The sequence below is a fragment of the Mesorhizobium sp. P2_C7 genome, assembly GCF_056404515.1.
Genome location: NZ_JBFUDW010000018.1, coordinates 39,031 through 64,130 on the forward strand (window position 1 = coordinate 39,031; position 25,100 = coordinate 64,130).

29 protein-coding genes and 1 tRNA gene are annotated in these 25,100 nt (G+C 62.9%); 27 read left to right on the top strand and 3 right to left on the bottom strand.

Annotated features, from left to right (window positions below):
* Window positions 1–345 precede the first annotated feature (345 nt).
* The 15 genes from AC1D2G_RS29550 to AC1D2G_RS29620 all read left to right on the top strand — a co-directional run bounded on the left by AC1D2G_RS29550 (window position 346) and on the right by AC1D2G_RS29620 (window position 15,322).
* On the top strand, window positions 346–1,599 hold the full coding sequence (locus AC1D2G_RS29550) for a L,D-transpeptidase family protein (protein ID WP_457153523.1): 1,254 nt from the start codon (window positions 346–348) through the stop codon (window positions 1,597–1,599).
* Between the two features lie 142 nt (window positions 1,600–1,741).
* Window positions 1,742–1,954, top strand: coding sequence for a hypothetical protein (locus AC1D2G_RS29555; RefSeq protein WP_477418498.1), 213 nt, complete (start codon window positions 1,742–1,744; stop codon window positions 1,952–1,954).
* Between the two features lie 183 nt (window positions 1,955–2,137).
* On the top strand, window positions 2,138–3,451 hold the full coding sequence (glyA, locus tag AC1D2G_RS29560; protein WP_477418500.1) for a serine hydroxymethyltransferase: 1,314 nt from the start codon (window positions 2,138–2,140) through the stop codon (window positions 3,449–3,451).
* A gap of 72 nt (window positions 3,452–3,523) precedes the next feature.
* On the top strand, window positions 3,524–4,162 hold the full coding sequence (locus tag AC1D2G_RS29565) for a hypothetical protein (protein WP_477418502.1): 639 nt from the start codon (window positions 3,524–3,526) through the stop codon (window positions 4,160–4,162).
* Window positions 4,163–4,321: 159 nt separating this feature from the next.
* On the top strand, window positions 4,322–4,801 hold the full coding sequence (gene nrdR, locus AC1D2G_RS29570) for a transcriptional regulator NrdR (protein ID WP_095081151.1): 480 nt from the start codon (window positions 4,322–4,324) through the stop codon (window positions 4,799–4,801).
* 2 nt (window positions 4,802–4,803) lie between these two features.
* Window positions 4,804–5,922 carry a bifunctional diaminohydroxyphosphoribosylaminopyrimidine deaminase/5-amino-6-(5-phosphoribosylamino)uracil reductase RibD gene (gene ribD / locus AC1D2G_RS29575; protein ID WP_477418504.1) on the top strand — a complete coding sequence of 373 codons (1,119 nt, stop codon included), beginning with the start codon at window positions 4,804–4,806 and terminating at the stop codon, window positions 5,920–5,922.
* 126 nt (window positions 5,923–6,048) lie between these two features.
* Entirely contained in the window at window positions 6,049–6,666 is a 618-nt protein-coding gene (locus AC1D2G_RS29580) for a riboflavin synthase (protein ID WP_477418506.1), read from the top strand.
* 112 nt (window positions 6,667–6,778) lie between these two features.
* Entirely contained in the window at window positions 6,779–7,234 is a 456-nt protein-coding gene (locus AC1D2G_RS29585) for a 6,7-dimethyl-8-ribityllumazine synthase (protein WP_477418508.1), read from the top strand.
* 5 nt (window positions 7,235–7,239) lie between these two features.
* Complete coding sequence (gene nusB / locus AC1D2G_RS29590; RefSeq protein WP_477418510.1) at window positions 7,240–7,740, top strand: transcription antitermination factor NusB; 501 nt, start codon at window positions 7,240–7,242, stop codon at window positions 7,738–7,740.
* The gene (locus AC1D2G_RS29595; RefSeq protein WP_477418512.1) at window positions 7,737–8,954 is read left to right on the top strand and encodes an MFS transporter; all 1,218 of its coding nucleotides are present in this window, start codon (window positions 7,737–7,739) and stop codon (window positions 8,952–8,954) included. Before nusB ends, AC1D2G_RS29595 begins: the two co-directional genes overlap by 4 nt.
* A 175-nt stretch (window positions 8,955–9,129) precedes the next feature.
* Window positions 9,130–10,041 carry a glycine betaine ABC transporter substrate-binding protein OsmF gene (gene osmF, locus AC1D2G_RS29600; RefSeq protein ID WP_457152670.1) on the top strand — a complete coding sequence of 304 codons (912 nt, stop codon included), beginning with the start codon at window positions 9,130–9,132 and terminating at the stop codon, window positions 10,039–10,041.
* A 55-nt stretch (window positions 10,042–10,096) separates the two neighbouring features.
* The gene (locus AC1D2G_RS29605; protein WP_477418514.1) at window positions 10,097–11,260 is read left to right on the top strand and encodes an ABC transporter permease; all 1,164 of its coding nucleotides are present in this window, start codon (window positions 10,097–10,099) and stop codon (window positions 11,258–11,260) included.
* Window positions 11,257–12,195 (top strand): ABC transporter ATP-binding protein, encoded by a 939-nt coding sequence (locus AC1D2G_RS29610; protein WP_477418516.1) that lies wholly within the window; start codon window positions 11,257–11,259, stop codon window positions 12,193–12,195. The genes AC1D2G_RS29605 and AC1D2G_RS29610 overlap by 4 nt, the downstream gene beginning before the upstream one ends.
* Window positions 12,192–12,941 (top strand): ABC transporter permease, encoded by a 750-nt coding sequence (locus AC1D2G_RS29615; RefSeq protein ID WP_477418518.1) that lies wholly within the window; start codon window positions 12,192–12,194, stop codon window positions 12,939–12,941. The genes AC1D2G_RS29610 and AC1D2G_RS29615 overlap by 4 nt, the downstream gene beginning before the upstream one ends.
* 239 nt (window positions 12,942–13,180) lie before the next feature.
* A complete protein-coding gene (locus AC1D2G_RS29620) occupies window positions 13,181–15,322 on the top strand; it encodes a sodium-translocating pyrophosphatase (protein ID WP_477418520.1) in 2,142 nt (713 codons plus the stop codon).
* 213 nt (window positions 15,323–15,535) lie between these two features.
* On the opposite strand, the gene AC1D2G_RS29625 is transcribed toward AC1D2G_RS29620, so the two are convergent.
* A complete protein-coding gene (locus AC1D2G_RS29625) occupies window positions 15,536–16,051 on the bottom strand; it encodes an outer membrane protein assembly factor BamE (RefSeq protein WP_457152675.1) in 516 nt (171 codons plus the stop codon).
* 114 nt (window positions 16,052–16,165) lie between these two features.
* On the opposite strand from AC1D2G_RS29625, the gene AC1D2G_RS29630 reads away from it, so the two are divergent.
* The 7 genes from AC1D2G_RS29630 (at window position 16,166) to AC1D2G_RS29660 (ending at window position 20,917) form a co-directional block, all read left to right on the top strand.
* Complete coding sequence (locus AC1D2G_RS29630) at window positions 16,166–16,708, top strand: ubiquinol-cytochrome C chaperone family protein (RefSeq protein ID WP_477418522.1); 543 nt, start codon at window positions 16,166–16,168, stop codon at window positions 16,706–16,708.
* Between the two features lie 3 nt (window positions 16,709–16,711).
* On the top strand, window positions 16,712–17,260 hold the full coding sequence (locus AC1D2G_RS29635) for a YceD family protein (protein ID WP_095081175.1): 549 nt from the start codon (window positions 16,712–16,714) through the stop codon (window positions 17,258–17,260).
* Window positions 17,261–17,373: 113 nt separating this feature from the next.
* Entirely contained in the window at window positions 17,374–18,444 is a 1,071-nt protein-coding gene (gene plsX / locus AC1D2G_RS29640; protein ID WP_095081177.1) for a phosphate acyltransferase PlsX, read from the top strand.
* 9 nt (window positions 18,445–18,453) lie between these two features.
* The gene (locus AC1D2G_RS29645; protein ID WP_477418524.1) at window positions 18,454–19,425 is read left to right on the top strand and encodes a beta-ketoacyl-ACP synthase III; all 972 of its coding nucleotides are present in this window, start codon (window positions 18,454–18,456) and stop codon (window positions 19,423–19,425) included.
* Between the two features lie 103 nt (window positions 19,426–19,528).
* Window positions 19,529–19,852, top strand: a complete 324-nt coding sequence (locus AC1D2G_RS29650) for an integration host factor subunit alpha (protein ID WP_095081181.1) — start codon at window positions 19,529–19,531, stop codon at window positions 19,850–19,852.
* A 131-nt stretch (window positions 19,853–19,983) separates the two neighbouring features.
* The gene (locus tag AC1D2G_RS29655) at window positions 19,984–20,523 is read left to right on the top strand and encodes a MerR family transcriptional regulator (protein WP_023810244.1); all 540 of its coding nucleotides are present in this window, start codon (window positions 19,984–19,986) and stop codon (window positions 20,521–20,523) included.
* A 91-nt stretch (window positions 20,524–20,614) separates the two neighbouring features.
* The gene (locus AC1D2G_RS29660) at window positions 20,615–20,917 is read left to right on the top strand and encodes a hypothetical protein (protein WP_477418526.1); all 303 of its coding nucleotides are present in this window, start codon (window positions 20,615–20,617) and stop codon (window positions 20,915–20,917) included.
* Window positions 20,918–20,991: 74 nt separating this feature from the next.
* On the opposite strand, the gene AC1D2G_RS29665 is transcribed toward AC1D2G_RS29660, so the two are convergent.
* Both AC1D2G_RS29665 and AC1D2G_RS29670 read right to left on the bottom strand, forming a co-directional pair.
* Window positions 20,992–21,198, bottom strand: a complete 207-nt coding sequence (locus AC1D2G_RS29665) for a hypothetical protein (protein ID WP_457153466.1) — start codon at window positions 21,196–21,198, stop codon at window positions 20,992–20,994.
* Window positions 21,199–21,389: 191 nt separating this feature from the next.
* Window positions 21,390–22,004, bottom strand: coding sequence for a hypothetical protein (locus AC1D2G_RS29670; protein ID WP_477307214.1), 615 nt, complete (start codon window positions 22,002–22,004; stop codon window positions 21,390–21,392).
* A 284-nt stretch (window positions 22,005–22,288) separates the two neighbouring features.
* Here AC1D2G_RS29670 and AC1D2G_RS29675 point away from each other — a divergent pair, with 284 nt between their 5' ends.
* From AC1D2G_RS29675 to AC1D2G_RS29695, 5 genes are all read left to right on the top strand, one after another.
* On the top strand, window positions 22,289–22,573 hold the full coding sequence (locus AC1D2G_RS29675) for a helix-turn-helix domain-containing protein (protein WP_095081186.1): 285 nt from the start codon (window positions 22,289–22,291) through the stop codon (window positions 22,571–22,573).
* Window positions 22,574–22,746: 173 nt separating this feature from the next.
* Window positions 22,747–23,208 carry a YbaK/EbsC family protein gene (locus AC1D2G_RS29680; protein ID WP_477418528.1) on the top strand — a complete coding sequence of 154 codons (462 nt, stop codon included), beginning with the start codon at window positions 22,747–22,749 and terminating at the stop codon, window positions 23,206–23,208.
* A gap of 96 nt (window positions 23,209–23,304) precedes the next feature.
* Window positions 23,305–23,381 (top strand) — tRNA-Pro (locus tag AC1D2G_RS29685).
* A gap of 304 nt (window positions 23,382–23,685) precedes the next feature.
* A complete protein-coding gene (locus AC1D2G_RS29690) occupies window positions 23,686–24,081 on the top strand; it encodes a hypothetical protein (RefSeq protein WP_477418530.1) in 396 nt (131 codons plus the stop codon).
* Window positions 24,082–24,896: 815 nt separating this feature from the next.
* On the top strand, window positions 24,897–25,088 hold the full coding sequence (locus AC1D2G_RS29695; protein WP_477418532.1) for a hypothetical protein: 192 nt from the start codon (window positions 24,897–24,899) through the stop codon (window positions 25,086–25,088).
* The last annotated feature ends 12 nt before the right edge of the window (window positions 25,089–25,100 follow it).

Below are 25,100 nucleotides of genomic sequence, written 5' to 3' on the forward strand. Positions count from 1 at the left end.
GTCAGTGTAGCATCAAGGGCTTGTGGTAATCGGTCGATATCGCGGCCGGCGACCCGGATCGGTGCCGAAAAAGCACGGGCTTTTCATTTCGCTGCACCGCCCGATGCAAATCGCGGGCCAAGGCCACGTTGCCGCCATATTCCAATGGAACCGAGGATGCCGGTGATGCTGTGGTGAAGGCCGAGCGTTCACCCGGAACCCGTGTCGCGGCTCAAGCGTTTGTGGCCGAACTGATACGGACATGGTTGGCTAATTGTTAAGATTGCCAACTCTAGAATGCGGGCAACATCGCCCTGAAAACCGAATGCAGCAAGATCGAACGCTACAAGAATGTCTGGAACGTCCATGAGAACCAGCCGCCGTTTTTTCCTTTCCGGAGCCTCCGCGCTCGCAGCCGCGATGGTCGCCGGCGGCGCCAATGCGCAGGATGTCATCGGTGATATCCTGAAATCCTCGGCGCGCGGCAATTGGGACGACCAGTTCGACGCCCGGGCCAGCGAGGGCGGCAAGGTGGCCTCGACGCTGCCGATCTTCAGCCCGCAGACCGTCGCCTTTACCGAGCAGGCGGTGGCGCAATACCAAAACATCGTCAGCCAGGGCGGCTGGGTAGAGGTGCCCGCGACCAAGAAGTTGCAGCTCGGCGTCGATGATCCCGATGTCGTGCCGTTGCGCAAGCGGCTGATGGTCTCTGGCGACCTGTCGCAGAGCGCCGGCATTTCGACGGCCTTCGATTCCTATGTCGACTCGGCGGTCAAGCGCTTCCAGTTGCGTCACGGCCTGCCCGCCGACGGCTCCATGGGCAAATACACCTACTTGGCGATAAACGTTTCGGCGCAAATCCGGCTTGGCCAGCTACAGACCAACCTGCAGCGGCTGAAGGAGAAGGCTGGCACGCTTGGCAGCCGCTACGTGCTGGTCGACATTCCGGCGGCGCAGATCGAAGCCGTCGAGAATGACCGCGTCGTGCTTCGCCACACCGCGATCGTCGGCAAGATCGATCGCCAGACGCCGATCGTCAATTCCAAGATCAACGAGATCATCGTCAATCCGTACTGGAATGCGCCGGTCTCGATCGTCCGCAAGGACATCATTCCGCTGATGCGGAAGGATCCCAACTATTTGAAGGACAGCCATATCCGGCTGTTCGCTCCGGACGGCAGCGAGGTCGACCCGCTCAATGTCGACTGGTCGACCGACGACGCCGCCAAGTATCGCTTCCGCCAGGATCCAGGCGCGGGCAACGCCATGGCGTCGGTGAAGATCAATTTCCCGAGCCCGGACGGCGTCTACATGCACGACACGCCGCAGCAGAGCCTGTTCGGCAAGATGATGCGTTTCGATTCCTCGGGCTGCGTGCGCGTGCAGAATGTGCGCGACCTCGTCACCTGGATCCTGCGCGACACGCCCGGCTGGGACCGTCAGCATTTCGAGGCGACGATCAAGACCGGCGAAAACACGCCGGTCGAGGTCACCAACCCGGTGCCGGTACATTTCCTCTATCTCTCGGCCTGGTCGACGGGCCCGGGCGTCGTGCAGTTCCGCGACGACGTCTACGCGCTCGACGGTGCCAACGAGCTGCAGATCACGTCTTCGCTTTAACTAACTGATTTTTTTACCAGAAGAGGCCGCCGGTTAAGGCGGCCTTTTCGTTGCTCGGATTGCCTGCGCCTTTTCGCGGGAGGGCGGCTGGACGGATCGGCCGGCTTTGCGCATGGTCGGCGGACAAGTCTGGAACCGGACCATGGATGTCGCCGTCTTCATTCTGGTTGTGCTCGTCTTCGTCGCCGTTTCCGGCGCGCTGGTGCGCCTGGTGCGGGTGCCGTTGCCGGTGCTGCAAATTGCCATAGGTGCCGCACTCGCCTGGCCGGTGCGCGAGATCAACGACCACGCGGCGCGGGCGCTGTTCACCGAGATCACGCTTACCGAGGCCTTGCTGAAGGGGCGGCAGGCGTGAAAATAGCACGCTCGTTGCCTCGCTGGCGCAAACCGGCCAGCAAATTTCGCGCCGCAAACGTGGCGGGGCGAAAACAACTGTGTTAATGGCGCGGCGAATGCATGTCGCCCAAAAGTGTGCAGCGGTTTTGGGACAACGACATGCATAAATCAAAATTGCCCCCGAACCCAAGGATTTCAGCCCATGGCATCAGCAGCGGCAGTGTCGAACAAATTTGAATCCTTCTTCGAAACCACGCTGGAAGATGCCGACCCGGAGATTTTCGGCGCCATCCGCAACGAACTCGGTCGCCAGCGCCACGAGATCGAACTGATCGCCTCTGAAAACATCGTCTCGCGCGCCGTGCTCGAGGCGCAGGGCTCGATCATGACCAACAAGTACGCCGAGGGTTATCCGGGCAAGCGCTACTATGGCGGCTGCCAGTTCGTCGACGTCGCCGAGGAACTTGCCATCGAGCGGGCCAAAAAGCTGTTCGGCTGCAACTTCGCCAACGTCCAGCCGAATTCCGGCAGCCAGATGAACCAGGCGGTGTTCCTGGCGCTCTTGCAACCCGGCGACACCTTCATGGGGCTCGACCTCAATTCGGGCGGCCACTTGACCCACGGTTCGCCGGTCAACATGAGCGGCAAATGGTTCAAGGTCGTGTCCTATGGCGTGCGCCAGGACGACCATTTGCTCGACATGGACGCCATCGAGAAGACCGCCCACGAAACCAAGCCGAAGCTGATCCTGGCCGGTGGCACCGCCTATTCGCGTGTCTGGGATTGGAAGCGTTTTCGCGAGATCGCCGACGCGGTTGGCGCCTATCTGATGGTCGACATGGCGCACATCGCCGGTCTCGTCGCCGGAGGCGTGCATCCGTCGCCGCTGCCGCATGCCCATGTGGTGACCACCACCACGCACAAGTCGCTGCGCGGCCCGCGCGGCGGCATGATCCTGTGCAACGACGAGGACATCGCCAAGAAGATGAATTCTGCGGTGTTCCCCGGCCTGCAGGGTGGCCCGCTGATGCATGTCATCGCCGCCAAGGCGGTGGCCTTCGGCGAAGCCCTGAAGCCGAGCTTCAAGGTCTATGCCGAGAGCGTCGCCGCCAACGCCAAGGCGCTCGCCTCCAGCCTCAAGGAAACCGGCCTCGATATCGTCTCCGGCGGTACCGACAACCATCTGATGCTGGTCGACCTGCGTCCCAAGAACGCCACCGGCAAGCGCGCCGAGGCAGCGCTCGGCCGCGCCAACATCACCTGCAACAAGAACGGCATTCCGTTCGACCCGGAAAAGCCTTTCGTCACCTCGGGCGTGCGCCTCGGCACCCCGGCGGGCACAACGCGCGGCTTCGGCCAGGCCGAGTTCCGCGAAATCGGCAAGCTGATCGCCGAAGTGCTGGATGGTCTCAAGGTCGCCAATTCCGACGAGGGCAATGCCGCTGTCGAAGCGGCGGTCAAGGCCAAGGTTGTGTCGCTGACCGACCGCTTTCCGCTCTATCCCTATCTCGGCTGACGAGATAGGAGGTCTCACCACCTTGCCGCGACGGACAAGCGTCGTCGCGGCAAGGCTGCGACAGGAGCCTTGATGATGCGAATTGTCCGTCTCGCCGACCTTGCCATCGCCGGCGTCCTGGCTGCTTCGATTGTCTTGCCGCTCTCCGGCATCGCCTCGGCGCAAACCGCGCCTGCGCAACCGGCACCCGCCCAGGCCACACCCGCGGCACCCGCCCCGGCGGCGCCCAAGCTTGAAACCTTCGGCAGATGGTCGACCCTGGTCGACGAGGTCGATACCGGCGAGGATATCCGCAAGACCTGTGCAGCCTCGACCGCCTTTATCGGCGCCCGCGGCGAAAGCGGCACTCTGACGCTAATCATCACGAACGGCGATGCGCTGCCGCCGACTGCCTACCCGTCCGTGACCATTGCGGTCGACAACACGGCGCTGCCAACGGGCAAGTCGGTCGCGGTAACCTTTGGCGATGACAAGGGCCACGTCGCCGCAAAGCTCCATTCCGACGCTACCGTGGGCGGCCGGCTCAGCTGGACCGTGGACAATCAGGCCAAGACCAGCCTGGCGCTCTTGCGCGTCATGCGCCGCGCATCGGTGCTCGATGTGTCCTTTGGCGACGCGCCGGTTGGAAGCATAGCCATGGACGGCTTCACCAAGGCCTATCGCAGCCTCGGCGCATCATGCGGGTTTGCGACCACCGACGTCGCCCCCTGACGGCATCGCTGTCCAGCCGCCTGGCGGCGCTGGCAATCTTGCTTGCAGCTCGCTATCTCTCAGGGCGAGCGGCTCTGAGGGGCGAGGGGCTGCTTTGCCATCGTTGCAAAAACCTCTAAGCCTTTCGCTTCACCAGATTCGCCAACCAAAGGCTTCTCCATGCGCTGTCCCTATTGCCAGTCAGAAGATACGCAGGTGAAGGATTCGCGCCCCGCCGAGGATGGCGCCGCGATCCGCAGGCGGCGCGTTTGCCCCGATTGCGGCGGCCGCTTCACGACTTTCGAACGCGTGCAGCTGCGCGACCTCGTCGTGGTCAAGAAATCCGGTCGCAAAGTGCCGTTCGACCGCGACAAGCTGTTGCGCTCGGTGGAGATCGCCGTTCGCAAGCGCAATGTCGATCCCGAACGCATCGACCGCGCTGTGACCGGCATCGTGCGCCAGCTCGAAAGCTCCGGTGAGACCGAAGTGGCCTCCGGCGAGGTCGGCCGGCTGGTCATGGACGCGCTGAAGTCGCTCGACGATGTCGCCTATGTCCGCTTCGCCTCGGTCTACCGCAATTTTCGCGAGGCCAAGGATTTCCACGAATTGCTCGGCGAGCTCAAGGGGGACGAAATCAAGGGCGAAGAGGACGCCGGCTGAGCATGACTGCAAGCGACACACAGGCCGGCCTTGATCGCCGTTTCATGGCAGCGGCGCTCCGCCTTTCGCGGAAGCATGCCGGGCGCACCGCGACCAACCCATCCGTGGGCACGCTGATCGTGCGCGACGACGGCGATGGCCCAATGATCGTCGGCACCGGCGTCACTGCTGTCGGCGGCCGCCCGCATGCCGAGACCGAGGCGCTAGCCGAGGCCGGCGCGCTGGCGCGCGGCGCCACCGCCTATGTCACGCTGGAACCTTGCGCCCACCATGGCCGCACGCCGCCCTGTGCCAACGCGCTGGTCAACGCGGGTGTCGCGCGCGTCGTCGGCGCTGCCAGCGATCCCGATCCGCGCGTGTCCGGCCAGGGCTACGCGATCCTGCGCGCCGCCGGGATCGAAGTGGTCGAGAAGGTGTTGGCGGCGGAAGCAGCCGAACAGATGGCCGGCTATTTGATCAGGTCGTTGAAAAAACGCCCCGAAGTGATTCTCAAGCTTGCGCTTTCCAGCGATGGCAAGATCGGCAGGGAAGGCCAAGGGCAAGTGTCGATCACCGGCGATGTCGCCCGTCGCGAAGTGTATCTGATGCGGGCCGAGGCCGACGGCATATTGGTCGGCATCGGCACGGCGCTTGAGGATGACCCGGCTCTCACCGTGCGCTTGCCGGGACTGGAGAACCGTTCGCCGGCGCGCATTGTACTCGACCGGCAGATCAGGTTGCCGGAGACCTCGAAGCTGGTTTCGGGCGTGGACCGGGTGCCGCTTTACGTCGCCGCCTGCCTGGAGGCCGATCCGCTGCGGCGGACCATGCTGGAGCGCGCCGGGGTGCGCTTCATCGGCACCGAAACGCATGAGGGCGGCGTCGCACTGCCGGAACTGCTCGAGGATCTGGCCGCGCTCGGCATGGCCAGTGTTCTGGTCGAGGGCGGCGCCAAGGTTGCGAGCGCCTTCCTGGCCGAGGAACTGGTCGACCGCATCGTGCTGTTCCAGGGATCGGAAGCGATCGGCGCCGACGGCATTGCATCGCCCATCGATGCCGACCATATCCCGGCAGGATTTCGAAAGCTCCGCGACATGCGTTTCGGCGAAGACAGCTACGCCGAGTGGATCAGAGATATTTAGACCATGATCCCGAAAAGTGGGACCCGGTTTTCGGACAAGATCATGGTCAAAGGGAAGGATAGACCACGATCCCGAACAGTGGGACCGGTTTTCGGACAGGATCATGGTCAAACGGAAGGATCACCGATGTTTACTGGAATTGTCACCGATGTCGGCACCGTCGCGGCCGTCAAGCCGCTGAGGGAAGGGGTGGGGCTGCGCATCGACACCGCGTATGATCCCGAAACCATCGCCATCGGCGCCTCGATCTCCTGCGGCGGTGTCTGCCTGACGGTCACGGCCTTGCCCGACAGCGGCACGAACGCGCGCTGGTTTGAGGTCGAGGCCTGGGAAGAGGCGCTCAGGCTGACGACGGCGACGAATTGGAAATCGGGCACGCTGATCAATCTGGAGCGAGCGCTGAAGATCGGCGACGAGCTTGGTGGTCACATCGTTTCGGGCCATGTCGACGGCATGGCCGAGATCATCGAGCGCAGGGATGAAGGGGACGCGGTGCGTTTTACCCTCGAAGCACCGCGCGATCTGGCGAAGTTCATTGCACCGAAAGGCTCGGTCGCGCTCGACGGCACCTCGCTCACCGTCAACAAGGTGGAAGGCACGCGCTTCGACGTGCTTTTGATCCACCACTCGCTGACCGTGACCACCTGGGGCGAGCGCAGGGTTGGCGACCGCGTCAATCTCGAGATCGACACCATGGCCCGCTACGCGGCGCGGCTGGTGGAGGCCGCGAAAGAGGGGCTTTGACGGTCACAGTCGGACGGACTTCCGCGGCAAACTGGGCACGTGCAACATCTTCTGCTTGCGATCAAACGGGCTTCGGCCTAAGTCACCGGCTCCGCCGGAGACGTGACGCAAAATGCCCAGGAACAAGAAACTCAAGCTGCTGATCATCGAAGCCCGCTTCTATGATGATCTGGCGGACGCGCTGCTCGAAGGCGCCAAGGCTACGCTCGACGAAGCCGGCGCCAAGTACGATGTCGTCACCGTGCCGGGCGCGCTGGAAATTCCGGCCGTGATCTCCTTCGCGCTCGATGCCGCCGAGGGTGAGGGCACCGACTATGACGGCTTTGTCGCGCTTGGCACCGTCATCCGCGGCGAGACGCATCATTTCGATATCGTTGCCAATGAATCCGCGCGCGCCCTGATGGATATGTCGGTGCAGGAATCGATCTGCATCGGCAACGGCATCCTGACCACCGAAAACGACGAACAGGCCTGGACACGCGCCCGGCGCACGGAAGGCGACAAGGGTGGCTTTGCCGCCCGCGCCGCGCTGACCATGATCGCCGTCAAGAAACGGCTCGGAGCCTGACCGGCGTGACGCAATCCGGAGACAACGACCGACCACCGGTACGCCAGGCCAACAAGCGCGGCGCTGCCCGGCTGGCGGCCGTGCAGGCGCTCTATCAGATGGATGTCGCCGGCAGCGGCGTCTTCGAGATCACCGCCGAATACGAGGCCTTTCGCCTCGGCAAGGAAGTCGACGGCGCGCTCTATCGTGAAGCCGATGCACAATGGTTTCGCGCCATCCTCGCCGGTGTCGTCGAGAACCAGAAGACTGTCGATCCGATCATCCGCCAGGCACTGACCGAGGACTGGCCGCTGTCGAGACTCGATTCGACGCTGCGCGCCATCCTGCGCGCCGGCGTCTTCGAGCTGATGAAGCGCGAGGATGTTCCCGTCGCCGTCATCGTCTCCGAATATGTCGATATCGCCAAGGCTTTCTACGAGGAAGACGAGCCGAAGTTGGTCAATGCTGTGCTTGACCGTGTGTCTCGCCGGGTGCGTGGCGAGGGGCGGGGCAAGGACGCATCATGACGGCAATCGCCGTCGAGGCAGGCAAGGATGCGCGGCGCACCGCTATGATCCTCGCCGCCTCGCAGGCGATCATCGGTTCTGCGGCCCCCATCGCCATCTCCATGGGGGGGCTGGCCGGGCAATATCTGCTTGGTCCCGACAAGTCGCTGGCAACGGCGCCGATCACCGGCTTCAACATCGGCGTGGCGCTCGGCGCGCTGCCGGCAGCGGCCATCATCCGCGGCATGGGTCAGCGCGGCGGCTTCATGACCGGCACGATCGTCACTGCGCTTGGCGGGCTGGTCGCCACAGCAGCGCTTTTCCACGGCAGTTTCTGGCTGTTCGCCTTCGGTCTGTTGGTGATCGGCGTCGGTGGCGCCTTCGTCCAGCAGCTCCGGTTTGCCGCCGCCGACAACGCGCCGCCGCAGTTCAAGGCGCGCGCCATCTCCTTCGTGCTGGCCGGTGGCATCGTCACCGCCGTCCTGGGGCCGCAGATCGTCATCTTCACCCGTGAATCGTTCGCGCCGGTGATGTTTGCCGGTTCGTTCGCCGCCATCCTGCCGCTGGCGGCCGTTGGCGCCATCATCCTGTCGTTCCTGCGCTTGCCGGCGAAGGTATCGGGCAAGGTGGAGATCGCCGACAGCGACGCCAGACCATTGGTCGAAATCGTCACCCACCCGCGCTTCGTCGCGGCGCTGTTCTGCGCCGTCGGCAGCTATGCGCTGATGAGCTTCGTGATGACTGGCGCGCCGCTGGCGATGGTTGGTTGCGGCCTGTCGGAGGACGATGCGACGCTTGGCATTTCATGGCACGTCATGGCGATGTTTGCGCCGAGCTTCTTCACCGGCTCGCTGATCTATCGCTTCGGCGCCGAACGGATCGTCGCCACCGGGCTGGTCCTGCTCATCGGCTGCGCCACTGTCGCTCTGTCGGGCCTGGCGCTTTGGCAATTCTGGACGTCGCTGATCCTGCTCGGCCTTGGCTGGAATTTCAGCTTCATCGGCGCCACCGCGATGGTGGCGGCCAGCTACCGGCCGTCGGAAAAGGGCAAGGTCCAGGGCTTCCACGACTTCGTGCTGTTCGGCTCTGTCGCTTGCGCGTCGCTGATGTCGGGCATGGTTTACAACGCCTGGGGCTGGACCATGCTTAACTGGATGGTCTTCCCTGTCACCGTTCTGTGCTTCGTCGCCCTCGGCGCGCTCAAGCTGACGGGACGGCGCAAAGCCGACGCCTGACCCGGTCGGCGCATGCCTGACACGCCCTGTCAGCATGGTGTCGGTCGAATACGCAGCGCCCGAACAAAATTATTGCGTCTGTGCCAGATGTTATGAAACCGTGTGCCCCGACTGGCCGTTGAAGCCATGCTCATATGCGGCCGCCGCATTCCGGTTCACAGCAAGGGATTTCACAATGTTTTCAGTCAAGGTTCTGGCCAGCGCGGCATTGGCGCTCGGCATCACGGCGGTTTCCGCCAGTGCCCAGGTCGTTGTCTCCTCGAAGATCGACACCGAGGGCGGTGTGCTCGGCAACATCATCCAGCTCGTTCTCAACGCCAACAACATCAAGACCACTGACCGTATCCAGCTCGGCGGCACACCGGTGGTCCGCAAGGCGATCACCGCCGGCGAGATCGACATCTATCCCGAATACACCGGCAACGCCGCCTTCTTCTTCGAGAAGGCCGACGACCCGGTCTGGAAGGATGCCGCCAAGGCCTACGAGACGGCCAAGAAGCTCGACTACGACGCCAACAAGATCGTCTGGCTGTCGCCGTCGCCTGCCAACAACACCTGGGCGATCGCGCTGCGCAAGGAGGTCGCCGAGACCAACAAGCTCGCCACGCTCACCGACTTCGGCAAGTATGTCACGGGCGGCGGCCAGGTGGTGCTGGCGGCATCCGCCGAGTTCGTCAATTCGGCGGCCGCACTGCCGGCCTTCCAGACCACGTATGGTTTCACGCTGAAGCCGGACCAGCTGATCACGCTCTCCGGTGGCGACACGGCGGCAACCATCGCAGCCGCCGCCAATCAGACCAGCGGGGCGAATGCCGCCATGGTCTACGGCACCGATGGCGGCATCGCACCGTCCGGCCTGGTCGTGCTCGAGGACGACAAGGGCGTGCAGCCGGTCTACCAGCCGGCGCCGATCATCCGCGAAAAGGTGCTGAAGGAACATCCCGAGATCGAAACGCTGCTGAAGCCGGTCTTCGCTAAACTCGACCTCGTCACGCTGCAAGAGCTGAACGGTCGCGTGCAGGTCGGCGGTGAGCCGGTCAAGGGCGTGGCCGAGGACTTTTTGAAAAAGAACGGCTTCCTGAAGTAGGACGATTCCGGCGCGCCGGATCCGTGGCGCGCCGGATCGACTGACGGGGGAGGGCGTGCAGATCCGGTTCGACAAGCTCGGCGTGGTCATCGCCGCGATAGCAGCTTACGCGGCTTTCGCTGCGCCCTTTGCCACGTTCCGCGCCAACCGCATCGTTCCCGGCCAGGCGCGCTCGATTCTCGAGGCGCTGCCGACGGCGACTGGGGCGCTGCTGCTCGCCGTCATTGTCGCCGCCGCACTTGTCGCGCTGTTCAGGACACCGCTTGTCCTGCGCCTTGCCGCCAGTGTGGTGGTGCTTGCAGCGCTGGCGCTGCTGATTGGCGTCGCCGGAACATTTCTGACGCCGGCCGGCAACACCCTTGCGAGAGTGTCGCCTGCTTCCGGTTTCTGGATAATGATGTTCGCCTTCACGCTTCTGCTGGCCGATGTGCTGACACGGCTGAACCTGTCGCCATTGGCACGGGTCGGCGTGCTTGTCGTGGCGGCTTTGGCGATCGGCCTGCTGTTGATTTCGGGAAGCTGGGATAATCTGTCGATCCTCAAGGAATACGCCAACCGCGCCGACAGTTTTTGGGCCGAAGGCTCCAAGCATGTGACGCTGGCGCTCGGCTCGCTGGCCGCGGCTGTGATCGTCGGCCTGCCGCTCGGCATCCTCTGCCATCGCGTCGAAAGGCTGCGCGCCGGCGTGCTCAACGTGCTCAACATCATCCAGACCATTCCCTCGATCGCGCTGTTCGGCCTTCTGATCGCGCCGCTCGGCTGGGTCGCCACGCACGTGCCGGGAGCCGCCGCGCTCGGCATTCGCGGCATCGGCACGGCACCGGCTTTCGTCGCCCTGTTCCTCTATTCGCTGCTGCCGGTTGTGGCCAACACCGTGGTCGGTCTCGCCGGCGTGCCGCGCGCCGCCAACGACGCGGCGCGCGGCATGGGCATGACCGACCGGCAGCGCCTGTTCGGCGTCGAGTTTCCGCTGGCATTTCCGGTGATCCTCACCGGCATCCGCATCGTTCTGGTGCAGAACATCGGACTCGCCACCATTGCCGCGCTCATCGGTGGCGGTGGTTTCGGCGTGTTCGTTTTCCAGGGGGTTGGCCAGACGGCGATGGATCTGGTGCTGCTCGGCGCCGTGCCGACGGTCGCACTCGCCTTCGCCGCCGCCATCATCCTCGACGCAGTGATCGAAATGACCGCCACCAAGCGCAGGGTTGAAACGGCATGATCGAGATCGAAGGCATTACCAAGCGCTACGATTCGACAACGGTCGTCGATGACGTCTCGATGGTCATCGAGCCGCGCACGGTTTGCGTCATTGTCGGCACGTCGGGTTCCGGCAAGACGACGCTGCTGCGCATGATCAACCGGCTGGTCGAGCCGACGGCTGGCGTCATCAAACTCGACGGCGCGGACAATCGCTCGCTGCCCGGTTACGAATTGCGCCGCAGCATCGGCTACGCCATCCAGGGCCACGGCCTGTTTCCGCATCGCACGGTGGCGCAGAATATCGCCACAGTGCCGGTGCTGCTCGGCTGGGACAAGGCCCGCATCAAGGCCCGCGTCGACGAGTTGATGACGCTCTACCAACTCGATCCCGAAGCCTTCGGGCCGCGCTACCCGCACGAACTGTCCGGCGGCCAGCAGCAGCGCGTCGGCGTTGCCCGCGCGCTCGCCGCCGAGCCCAACGTGCTGTTGATGGACGAACCGTTCGGCGCGCTCGATCCGATCATCCGCAACAAGGCGCAGGAAGATCTGCTGGCCATCCAGAAACGCTTCGGCACCACAATCATCCTCGTCACCCACGACATGGAAGAGGCCGTTCACATGGGCGACAAGATCGCCGTCATGGATGCCGGCGAGCTTGTGCAATACGCCAAGCCCGCTGAGATCCTGGCAAATCCGGCCAGTTCCTTCGTCGAGACCCTGGTCGGCGCCAGCGAAAGGCCGTTTCGGTTGCTTTCGCTCGGCCGCGTGCGCGACGCCGTGGAGAAGGGCACCGCCGAAGGCGAGGCGATCCCGGGCGATGCCAGCCAGCGCGATGCGCTTGCCGAACTGTTGTGGTCGGGCAGGCCGGCGCTGCCGGTCAAAGGCGCCGACGGCAAGCCGCTTGGCCGAGTCACCGTCGACGGGCTGGTCAAGCGCGCGGCGAGGCCGGCATGAAGGCCTGGCTTCCATCGCTGCTCAGGCTGGCTTTGGTGGTGCTGCTCGTTGCCTTTGTCACCAATCCCGGCTGGTTCGAGCCGCTGCTGAAGCCGCTGACTGAGAACAATGCGCCGGTGATCTACAATCAGGGCAGCTTGCTGACGCTGACCTTGCTGCATTTACGCATCGTTCTGATCGCAACGGTGGCTGCGACCGTCGTCGCGGTCGCACTGGCCATCCTGGTCACGAGGCCCGCCGGCGCCGAGTTCCTGCCGCTGTCGCGCAGCCTGGTCAACATCGGCCAGACCTTTCCGCCGGTGGCGGTGCTGGCGCTTGCCGTGCCGGCGGTCGGCTTCGGCGAAAAACCGACGCTGATTGCGCTGTTTCTCTATGGCCTGCTGCCGATCTTCGAGAATGCGCTGACCGGCCTGACGACATTGCCGGCCAATGTCATGGAGGCGGCGCGCGGCGCCGGCATGACCGGTTGGCAAAGGCTCACCAAGGTTGAACTGCCGCTCAGCGCCCCGATCATCCTTGGCGGCATCAGGCTGTCGGTGGTGATCGGCCTTGCCACCGCCACCATCGGCTCGACCGTTGCCGCCAAGACGCTGGGCGAGGTTATCATCGCCGGCCTGTTGTCCAACAACCTCGCCTTCATCCTGCAGGGCGGCCTGATCGTGGCAGCCCTTGCCGTGCTGATCTATGACGGTCTTTCGGCGGTCGAACGCTACACGGCGCGCCGCATGGGCCGCGAAGTCGAGTAGCCAAGTGCCGCGTCGAGATCGATTTCAATCGATCTAATAGGACAATGCCGATGGCCGCGGTCTTGTGGCCCTATGCCTTTTGGGCGAAAGCCGGGCAAAAACCGAACAATATCTTGACGTTCGCAGCCCTGTTTCGCATACACCGCTGCGAAGAGGCGGATTCCGTGCACGGGTCCGGTCTTTGTCTCAACGGCCCAGGGAGGGGTTCTTTTGGGCCATCAATCGAGGAAAATCCGGCAATGACAATTATTTCCGCCGTCATCGCCTGCGGTCTGCTTTCTGTCCTCTACGCCATCTGGGCGACACGTTCGGTTCTCGCGGCCGATCAGGGCAATGCACGCATGCAGGAAATCTCCGCGGCCATCCGCGAGGGCGCGCAGGCCTATCTGGCGCGCCAGTACACCACGATCGCCCTCGTCGGCGTCGTCGTGCTCATACTCGCCTGGTGGCTGCTTTCCATCACCGCCGCGGTTGGCTTCCTGATCGGCGCCGTCCTGTCGGGCGCCGCCGGCTTCATCGGCATGCACGTTTCGGTGCGAGCCAATGTGCGTACCGCGCAGGCGGCCTCCAACAGCCTCGCCGCCGGTCTCGACATCGCATTCAAGTCGGGCGCCATCACCGGCATGCTGGTCGCTGGCCTGGCGCTGCTCGGCGTGTCGATCTACTACCTCATACTTACCCACTTCATGGGCCTTCAGCCCAATGACCGCATCGTCATCGACTCGCTGGTTTCGCTGGGCTTCGGCGCTTCGCTGATCTCGATCTTCGCCCGTCTCGGCGGCGGTATCTTCACCAAGGGCGCCGACGTCGGCGGCGATCTGGTCGGCAAGGTCGAAGCCGGTATTCCCGAAGACGATCCGCGCAACCCGGCCACCATCGCCGACAATGTCGGCGACAATGTCGGCGACTGCGCCGGCATGGCAGCCGACCTGTTCGAGACCTATGCGGTGACCGTCGTCGCCACCATGGTCCTCGGCGCGATCTTCTTCGGCGGCACCGCCATCCTGGGGGCGGCGATGCTCTATCCGCTTGCCATTTGCGGCGCCTGCATCCTGACCTCGATCGTCGGCACCTTCTTCGTCAAGCTCGGTTCGAACGGCTCGATCATGGGCGCGCTCTACAAGGGCCTGATCGTCACCGGCCTGTTGTCCATCGTCGGCCTCGGCGTCGCCACCTCGGTTACCCTGGGCTGGGGCGAGATCGGCGTGGTTGCTGGCATGGCCATCACCGGCAAGAACCTGTTCATCTGCGGCCTGGTCGGCCTCGTGGTGACCGGTCTGATCGTGGTGATCACCGAATACTACACCGGCACCAACAAGCGCCCGGTCAACTCCATCGCCCAGGCGTCGGTGACCGGTCACGGCACCAACGTCATCCAGGGCCTTGCAGTCTCGCTGGAATCGACGGCGCTGCCGGCGATCGTCATCGTCGCCGGCATCATCTCGACCTATCAGCTCGCCGGCCTCTACGGCACGGCGATCGCGGTCACGACGATGCTCGGCCTCGCCGGCATGATCGTTGCGCTCGACGCCTTCGGCCCGGTCACCGACAATGCCGGCGGCATTGCTGAAATGGCCGGTCTGCCCAAGGAAGTGCGCCACTCCACCGACGCTCTCGACGCGGTCGGCAACACCACCAAGGCGGTGACCAAGGGCTACGCCATCGGTTCGGCCGGTCTCGGCGCGCTGGTGCTGTTTGCCGCCTACTCGAACGACCTAAAGTTCTTTGCCGCCAATGGCGACAAGTATCCGTACTTCCAGGGCATGGGCGAGATCTCCTTCGATCTCTCCAACCCCTACGTCGTTGCCGGCCTGATCTTCGGCGGCCTGATCCCGTATCTGTTCGGCGGCATCGCCATGACGGCCGTGGGCCGTGCGGCCGGCGCCATCGTCGAGGAGGTGCGCAGGCAGTTCCGCGAGGACCCGGGCATCATGGCCGGTACGTCGAAGCCGAACTACGCTCGCGCTGTCGATCTGCTGACCAAGGCGGCGATCCGCGAGATGATCATCCCGTCGCTGCTGCCGGTGCTGGCGCCGCTCGTCGTCTATTTCGGCGTGCTGCTGATCTCGGGCTCGAAGGCGTCCGCCTTTGCCGCCCTCGGCGCCTCGCTGCTCGGCGTCATCGTCAACGGCCTCTTCGTCGCCATCTCGATGACCTCCGGCGGCGGCGCCTGGGACAACGCCAAGAAGTCGTTCGAAGACGGCTTTGTCGACAAGGACGGCGTCAAGCACCTCAAGGGTTCCGAAGCGCACAAGGCTTCGGTGACCGGTGACACGGTCGGCGATCCCTACAAGGACACCGCCGGTCCGGCCGTCAACCCGGCAATCAAGATCACCAACATCGTCGCGTTGCTGCTGCTGGCCGTGCTCGCGCACGGCTGAGCCATTGGCCCCAAGACAAAACCCGCGGGGAGCGATCCCCGCGGGTTTTTTGTTGCGTCGATGACCGGCCGCCCTTCAGTTCGTCCCTTTGGCGAGGCCTCGCTGCGAGCCTTGCCCACTGATCTTCCATAACAAAAACCCGCAGGATCGCTCCCGCGGGTTTTTGGTCGCCTGAGATGGTGCTGCTCTCCTCGAGGGAAGGCAGGTCTGAGATCAGGGAGTGCCGCCGCCCGGGATGCCGGGGGCCAGCTTGCTGGCGCCGTTGATGATCTGGCTGAGGAAGTTCTGGTCCTTGCCGCCGGTCGGCGTGGTGCGCGAGATGAAGTCGAACACCTTGCCGTCCTTCAAGCCGTAATTGGCGATCTGGGTGACGCGACTGTCGGGGCCGAAATAGACCGCCAGCACATGCTGGTCAATGAGGTGCGGCTTGTCGAAGGCGACGTAGCGCTTGCGCGTCTGCGAAATGTAATAGAAGGCCTCGTTGTCGAAGGTCGCCGTCGTCGACGGCGTGCCGAGCGCCAGAAGCACCTGCTCGCGGCTCGAGCCGACCGGAACCAGGTCGATCGCCTGCTGATCGATCACATAACCCTGGGTGAGGGTTTCGCTCGGGCTGAGGTCACCGATCATCTTGGAGGTGTGGCAGGCGGACAGCGCCGAAACAATCACCAGTAGCGAGATCGCACCGGCGGGCCGGGACGAGAAGGTCGACTTGAAATTCAGCGCGCGCAACAACAACTCCATTAGCTGGCCGCAACTTGCGCTGGGCCGCAAAACCGGTAAACCAGCTTGCAGGCCGATGCAACAAGGCCACTTCAACAAACGGTCCCCGGGAGACCATCCCCAATGTTCCAGCGCTTTTTTGGCCGCGAACGCCATGCCAACCGCGCTATCACCGAGGCGCTCTACGCACAAATCGTGGCGGCGGCGCGGCAGACTGTGCTTTATTCCCATTGGAATGTGCCCGATACGCCGCTTGGCCGCTTCGAGATGGTGTCGCTGCACATGTTCCTGTTCCAGCACCGGTTGCGCCGCGAGGACGGCGTGGCGCAAGAGGTTGCGCAGGTGCTGATCGACGAGTTCTTCCTCGATGTCGATCATTCGCTGCGGGAATTGGGCATTGGCGATGTCGGCGTGCCCAAACGCATGAAAAAGCTGGCAAAGATGTTCTATGGCCGAACCGCCGCCTATGACGATGCCCTGGAAAGAAACGACCATGACGGGCTCACCGCGGCCCTTGCCCGCAATGTCCGGCCCGACACCGGCGCCTGGCCGGAAGCGTCGCTGCTGGCCAATTATGTCACCGACGCCCGCGATCAGCTGGCCACCCAGCCATCCGAATCGATAGTCTCCGGCACGGTGGCGTTTCCCGTCGCCAACGGAGGTTGATCGATGAAACACATTGACCCGCAAAGCCCGGTATCGTTCCGCGCGAACATCGCCCGTCTGCCGCAGAAGGGGTTGCCGGTGGTGATCGAGGCTGACGCCGCGCAGCGCGCGGCGCTGGCCGAGGAGCACGGGCTGCTTTCGGTCGAAGCCTATCGCGCCGAGCTTCTGGTGACGTCATGGAAGCGCAATGGCGTGAAGGTCAGCGGTCGCGTCGAAGCCGACATCACCCAGGCCTGCATCGTCACGCTCGATCCTGTCGAAGCACATATCGACGAGCCGGTCGAAGCGCTGTTGCTGCCCGAGGACTCCAAGCTCGGACGGCAGGGTTTCGATGACGGCGGCGAGATCCTGCTCGACGCGGACGGACCGGACGCTCCCGAAACATTTTCTGGCGACACGATCGATGTCGGGGCGCTCGCCGAGCAGTTCTTCGGACTGGCGATCGACCCATATCCGCGTAAGCAGGGCGCGTCTCTGGATGCCGGCGGCGAGAGCGAACCGGCAGAGAATGAATTTCAGCAAAAACTGCGATCCTTGCTGGGAAAATCCTGAAAACCATGCCCGCGACGGAAAAGTCGGTTGTGCGGCAGCCCAAAACCGCTATTTTCGCCGAACCTTCGCGACCACTAAAGCGACCTGCCGCCTAACCGTGAGATGAATACCGCGTGATCAGGATTTCCATCGATGCCATGGGCGGCGATCACGGACCAGCCGTGGTCATTCCGGCGCTCATGACGGTCGCGACCCGCCGTCCCGACATCCGCTTCGTCATCTTCGGACGTGAAGAGGTGGTGCGCCCTGAACTGGCCAAATTCCCGAAGCTGGCCGAAATCAGTGAATTCTTCCACTGCGAGATCGCCGTCAGGATGGACGACAAGCCTAGCCAGGCGCTGCGTCACGGCCGCTGGAAGTCGTCGATGTGGAAGGCTGTCGAGGCGGTCAAGGCAGCGTCGGCGGACGCCTGTGTCTCTGCCGGCAATACCGGTGCGCTGATGGCGATGTCGAAATTCTGCCTGCGCACCATGGCCACCATCGAACGGCCGGCGATTGCAGCGCTCTGGCCGACGACACGTGGCGAAAGCGTGGTGCTCGACGTCGGCGCCACCATCGGTGCCGACGCCCATCAGCTTATTGATTTCGCCATTCTCGGCACCGGTATGGCGCGCTCTGTCTTCGGCATCACGCGACCGACGGTTGGCCTGCTCAATGTCGGGGTCGAGGAGATCAAGGGCCAGGAAGAGGTCAAGGAAGCGGGGCGCATGCTGCGCGAGGCCAACATGGCCTCGATGAATTATCATGGCTTTGTCGAAGGCGACGATATCGGCAAGGGTACGGTCGACGTTGTGGTGACGGAGGGCTTCGCCGGCAATATCGCCCTGAAGACGGCCGAAGGAACGGCGCGGCAGATAGCGGGCTATCTGCGCGCCGCGATGAGCCGCACCCTGATGGCCAGGATCGGCTACGTCTTCGCCAAGGGCGCTTTCAACCGCTTGCGTGAAAAGATGGATGTCGGGCGCTCGAATGGTGGCGTTTTCCTGGGATTGAACGGGATCGTTGTGAAGAGCCACGGCGGAGCCGATTCGGATGGTTTCGCCGCGGCGATCGAATTGGCCTACGATATGGTTCGCAACAATCTGCTCGACCGCATCGAGGCGGATCTGGACCTGTTTCATGCGCGCAATCCGCATACTCAGACATCTAGGAAATCCGACGTCGTTATCGACGCAAAGGAATAGGAAAGAACTTTGATCAGATCAGTCGTGCGCGGCACGGGCGCCGCGCTGCCCCGCCGAATTATGAAGAATGCCGATTTCGAAGGCATGGTGGAAACCTCCGACGAATGGATCGCCCAGCGCACCGGCATCCGCCAGCGCCATATCGCCGGTGATGACGAGACAACGGCTTCGCTGGGTGAAGCGGCGGCGCGTGCGGCACTTTCCGATGCCGGGCTGACGCCCGCCGACATCGATGTGATCGTGCTGGCGACCTCGACGCCCAACAACACTTTTCCGGCCACCGCCGTCGAGATCCAGAACCGGCTCGGCATGCATCACGGTTTTGCTTTCGACATGCAGGCGGTCTGCTCCGGCTTCGTCTATGCGGTGACCACCGCCGATCTCTACATCCGTGGCGGCCTGGCCAGGCGCGTCCTGGTGATCGGCTCGGAAACGTTCTCGCGCATCCTCGACTGGAGCGACCGCTCGACCTGCGTGCTGTTCGGTGACGGCGCCGGTGCCGTGATCCTGGAGGCCGGCGAGGGGACTGGCGGGATCGCCGATCGTGGCGTCCTGGCGGCCAGCCTGCGCTCCGACGGCACCCACAAGGAGAAGCTCTTTGTCGATGGCGGGCCATCGACCACGGGCACGGTCGGCCATCTCAGGATGGAGGGCCGCGAAGTCTTCAAGCATGCGGTCGGGATGATCACCGACGTCATCGAGGCGACGTTCTCGCAGGCCGGCATATCGGCCGATGATCTCGACTGGTTCGTGCCGCATCAGGCCAATAAACGAATTATTGACGCTTCCGCCAAGAAGCTCGGGATAGCTGAGCAAAAGGTGGTGGTGACGGTCGATTTGCACGGTAACACCTCGGCTGCTTCCGTGCCGCTGGCGCTGTCGGTGGCCGTCGCCGACGGCCGCATCAAGAAGGGCGATCTCGTGCTTCTGGAGGCCATGGGGGGCGGCTTCACCTGGGGTGCTGTTCTGGTTCGCTGGTAAGTGCCGAACGGTCCGGTTTCGGTCCTTGACCTTGCCGGATCAATTACTTAGGCTCTGCCGTTGTTGTGCCGAATTTAATGTTTTGAGCTGATGGGACGGTCGCATGGGGGGAAAGACACTTACGCGCGCCGACCTTGCCGAGGCTGTTTACCGGAAGGTCGGCTTATCGCGCACTGAATCGGCCGAACTTGTCGAAGCGGTGCTGGACGAGATCTGCGAAGCGATCGTCCGTGGCGAGACGGTGAAGCTGTCGTCCTTCGCGACATTCCACGTCCGGTCCAAGAACGAGCGCATCGGCCGCAATCCCAAGACTGGCGAAGAGGTGCCGATCCTGCCGCGCCGGGTGATGACCTTCAAGTCGTCGAACGTACTGAAGAGCCGTATCTTGCGGTCCCATCAAAGCGGCAAGGCCAAGGGCAGTAAGTAGCCTCGCTCGGCTCAGCGGTTGAAAACGGCGCCGCGCCATGACGCCGGGCTTGAATATTGTTTCACAAACCGCTGAAATGAGGCCCGATTCGGCAGGTAAGCCGGATCATCGTCCAGCGTGAGGATTCGCCCATGGACAAGAGCCCCGACGCCTTTCGTACCATCAGCGAGGTCGCCGAAGATCTCGACCTGCCGCAGCATGTGCTGCGCTTCTGGGAAACGCGTTTCAACCAGATCAAGCCGATGAAGCGCGGTGGCGGCCGCCGTTACTACCGGCCGCAGGATGTCGAACTGATCAAGGGCATCCGCCATATGCTCTACGACCAGGGCTACACCATCAAGGGCGTGCAGAAGCTGCTGCGCGAGAACGGCAATCATTTCCTGGTCGCCATCGGCAATGGCGACATGGCCGCCGTCGAGGCGATCTCGCAGCGCCGGCAGGCCGATCAAGTGCCGTTGACGCCCGCGGCCCAGCCGCGCGGCATGGATGACGAACTGGTTGGCCAGCCGCGCGTCAAACCCAGCCGCCGCTTTTTCGGCCTGGGCAAGAGCGACGAGGACGGTCCGGTTCAGCCGGACGCGTCGAAACTCTCGCGCGACAATCGCGCCCTGCTGCAGGAAGCGCTGTTCGACCTCCTGGAATGCAAGCGACTGCTCGATCAGGTGCGCTGACCGCCAACTGAGCAATGTCGGCCGGTCGAAAACCGGAACCCGCCTTGGCGTGAGGCGTTACGTTTCCTTCTGCAATTGAAGGAAAAACGTCATGGCATCATATTCGACCCTCTCGGACATCGACCTCGACAAGCAGGTCGCGGCTCTCACCAGGGAATTGGCCAGCCTGAAGAAGGCGGTGTCCAGACGCGGCGGCGCCTATTACGAAGACGGTCGCGATGCCGCGCTCGACACCTATGCCGATCTTGCAGGGCGTCTGCGGGATGCGATGCCGGCCATACGCAAGCAAGGCAGGGTCGTCGAGAAATCGGCGCGCGACCATCCGACCGCGGCCGTCGCGGTCGGCCTTGTCATGGTCGGTCTCATTGCCAGTCTGCTGTTCAGCAAGCGCTGAATCGTATCGCATTGCCACGAGAAGACCAGCCTTGAACAGCCAAGGCCGGTCTTCTCGTTGGCAGTCTGGTATGCCTAGGCCTTCTTCATGTCGTGGTGATGATGATGGTAGTGGTGATGGTAGTGATGGCGGTGATGGACAGGATGGTAGGGATGATGATGGTGGTGATGATGCTGTGCCATCGTGGCCGGAGCGGCATCCGCACTCGTCGCGCCGATCACCGGCACCGTGAAAGCAAGTGCAACCGCAAGCCCGAGGGCCGAGAGGAGGGACGTCTTCATGGGTCGTTTTCCTTTTTTAGCAAGTCGATCGAGTCGATGACCCGATCGCCGCGAATGGGATTACGCTCCTGAATTTTTTCCTCGTTATTTCCCGGCTGTAGAATTTTGTTTCTCGACTGTTTCTAAGCAAATCGGGCTTCCACCATCATCATCGCCAAGGCCGAAAGGCCATGCTTTCCCGCCTGTTTTGCCTACATTGGCGGGGCCACGCCATTGTTTCCGACCACCACGCGGCCGGAACTCAGCGTGCCGTCAGCCGCTCGCTCAGCCGTGACGACGACCGTCGCACCTGGCTTGAGGTCGGTCGGCGTGGCCGGCGCGAAGGTCACGACAGGTGTGGTGTCGGGTATCGAAATCTTCTTCGTCTGCCCATTGTCATAGGTCAGCGTGACGGCTCGGCCGTTTATGTCGGTGACGTCGGCCACGGTGCCGTTGGTCATGCGGCTGTTGGGCTGCAGGTCCCAGGGGCGGTCGCCCTCGCCAGTGCCTTTCAAGGCTGCCGGAAAGACCACAACTTCCAGCGCGCCGCTGCCGCCATCGGCTTTCGATACGGAGGCGATGCCGAGGAAATCGCCTTGCTTGATGTCCTTCACGGATGCGCTGGCGATGCCTGATATCTTCCAGCCGGCATTGAGCTTGATGGCGGAGGTATCACCCTGGCGGGTTTTCACGGTCAGCAGCGATGGCTCGAAACTAGCCACAGTGCCGCGCACGCGCAGCGTGTCCGCCGCTTGGGCACCGCCGACACCGGCAGCGGAAAGGCTGGAAATCGTGCCGAGCACGACGATGATTGTCTTCAAGTTCATTATAGAAATCCTTCCGGGAACGGCTGGCTGGAACCGGATGGTTTTCAGGCCAGCGACTCAGGGAATAACGAACGGGCGCGTCGAAACTGCCGGACAAAGCGCGATTGCACGGTCAAAACAACTTGATCGCGACGTGTGCGCGATCCGGCCGCGCAAGGCGCCTGCTTCACGATAGCGTGACGGTCAGATTGGTACTTGGCAAATCGCTGGCGAGCGGGCATGTTCCCGGTCGTCTCAGGCAACTTCGTCATTTGATCAAACTCTTTCAGCTTACGGAGTTGCCAATGCCCAACACTGCAAAAAGCGAAGCCCTCTCCGAATCGGTAGCCAATGAGATCGGGCCGGATTACAGCACCCTCAGAGCGATGCGGGAGACCCGCGGCTACAGTGTGGAAAAGCTTTCCCTGACATGCGGTCTGGCTGCCGACGAGATTGAGGATATCGAGAGCGGTAAGGTGACCGATCCGTCGAAGCTGCGTCGTATTGTGTCCGCGCTTCGACTTCCCCAGGACGCTTTGATCGCTTCGGCTGTGCACACGCCGGCCGCGCAAGGTCGATCCCTGGCATAGTTCAACGACAGGCATGCCCGACAACCCGCCAAGGAATAGCCTTGGCGGGTTTGTTTTTGTGGTGCGGCGGCCGCCCTGCCGGAGCCGGGGCTTGTCGAATTGTATGTGGCACGTGTTTATACGCGCGGCAGCTCAGTCCGCTGTCCATCAGTCCTGAACTATGGGTTTTCGATATGAGCCTGGAATCCGTTCGTGCCTTCTTCGCCGCTCACGCGCCCGACATCGATGTCATCGTGACCGAAGCGAGCTCGGCTACGGTGGCGCTGGCGGCGGAGGCGCATGGCGTGCTGCCGGCGCAGATCGCCAAGACGATCTGCCTGCGCGTCGGCGATCGCACCATGCTGGTGGTGACCAGCGGCATCGCCAGGCTGGACAACCGCAAGTGCAAGGACCAGTTCGGCGGCAAGCCGCGCATGCTCGACGCCGCGGAGGTTGTCGAAGCAACCAGCCACCCGGTCGGCGGTGTCTGCCCGTTCGGCCTGCCGGCGCCGCTGCCGGTCTACTGCGATGTATCGCTGCGCGAATTCGACGAGGTCGTGCCCGCCGCCGGCGCCACCAACGCCGCCGTGCGGCTCGGCCCGCAGCGTATGGTCGATCTCACCGGCGCCGAATGGGTCGATGTCTGCCAAGCCTAGTTTGGGGGCTCGCCGGCCCCCGCGATCGCATCGGCGCGATCGCTGCCGAATTTCGGTTGACCCGGGCGGGGTTATCACGATACATCGCGACCGGTCCGGAGTGTAGCGCAGCCCGGTAGCGCACTTGACTGGGGGTCAAGGGGTCGTCGGTTCGAATCCGGCCACTCCGACCATTTAAAAAACAAGGACTTACCCCCAAAGTCCTACCTTCCAAAAATAGCTGAAAAATCCGTCTGGGTAACAAAACCGACGAATGACAACAAGCAGATACAGGACAAAGCGGCCCAGGTAGCCACCACGGCTCTCCCAAGTAACTGAAGAGCCGTGGCTACCGCCCCCGGCCGATGCTGCTGCATATTAGAGCCAGCTTACGGAAGTTTGCGTGCAACGCAATATCTTTGTTGCGCTGCACCATGATTTTCTACCGGCCGCCCATCGCGGTCGACACTACCGGCCTGGCCGGTTTCTCCAGATGGGATGACCACCCATGACCAACTCATCATTCATCAGCAGACCACGCTTGCTGTGCCGCGAAAGCAGCGGGGAACCGTTTCACTGCAATACGAAAGAAGAGCGTGCTGCCCTACGCGCCAGGCTGGCCATGAACAAGCAGGACGAGCAACGTCGCATGGACGCCTGAGCGGCTACGACTTCTTTGAGGATCTCGTAGAGGCTGGAATTGTTGAGAACCGCCGCGAGGTGCCGCGCGATTTGGCAGAGGAAACTTGGCGTCGCATTGGCAATGATGTTCTCGATTACACGGTGGAATTCCACCGCGGCTTCGTGCCCCCGGAGCGGCCTATCTGGGCAGAGCGTGAGTTCGGCCCACCCGATAGGAAGAAGCGGCACGCTGGGACGCGCTGGAGGGAATAGGCGTCGCGCAGAATCATCTGCATCTACCGCGGTCGATGTGGCCGCGGTTTATGGTCGACGCCTGCGGATGAAGAGGATCTCTGAAATAGGATTGCCAACTTGTAACTTGGAAAAAGGAGAAAACAAGTATTTACAAGGCCATCTCGCTTGGCTGCTCGATGAGTTGGAAATCAAAGATCCCCATGGAAAAGGTGAACGTGCCACCGTCCGCTTTATCCGGAGTCTACGCCACCCTAAGTCGCGGTTTTAAGGGCGAAGATTTCAACTTGATGTTTAGCAAGAGCGTCTTATTCGTAGAGTACACGGAAACACGCTTGAAGAGGGCGCGCGCAAAATCAAAACGGTCTGTGCCCTCCTTCCTCGCGGCAGTGTCGCTGCGAGCGGATAATGACAATCCGGGAACGGAGTTTTCTAGGTAGGAGCGCCGGCCGCCTAAATCGGCCACTTCGCTCACCGCTCTGGAAGGGCAGATCTACGGCAAGGTTGTTCAAGTGTTGAGACGGAAGCTCCCTAATCCAGCGTAGGTCGGGCGGCTCTCTGATGCGCGATAGCGAACTGACTGCGCGACCGGGCAAGGGCTGGACACCTTGGGAAGAGGGTCAAGGCGACTCCGACATCGAAAAGATATGGTGGGCGCTCAATCGATTTCCGAATCCGGTCTGCTCAACCACCAAGAAACCCGAAATGCGGATCCCTTCTATTGTGCCCGCCGCGGGAGCAACCGGCGGCAGCCACATAGTTCCGTTGTGGGCCCGCCTGACGTCGTGACATGATAGCAGTCAAGACTGCCTTCATTGTCTCGCAGGAACGGTCGTATGGACAAGAAAGAAGCCGCCCATGAGATAATGCAGATCGTCAGGGGCGATCTGGCGAGCGCTAGAGACGCGGCACAAGGACAGCCATCCTGGCGACTGATCGATGAGGCGATGTCCAACCTTAGGCGGATCGCCTCGATTTTGAACCACGACGACAGAGAGCCGCCCAAACCCGCGAATTTTAATTATTAAAGTCCCCGTCTG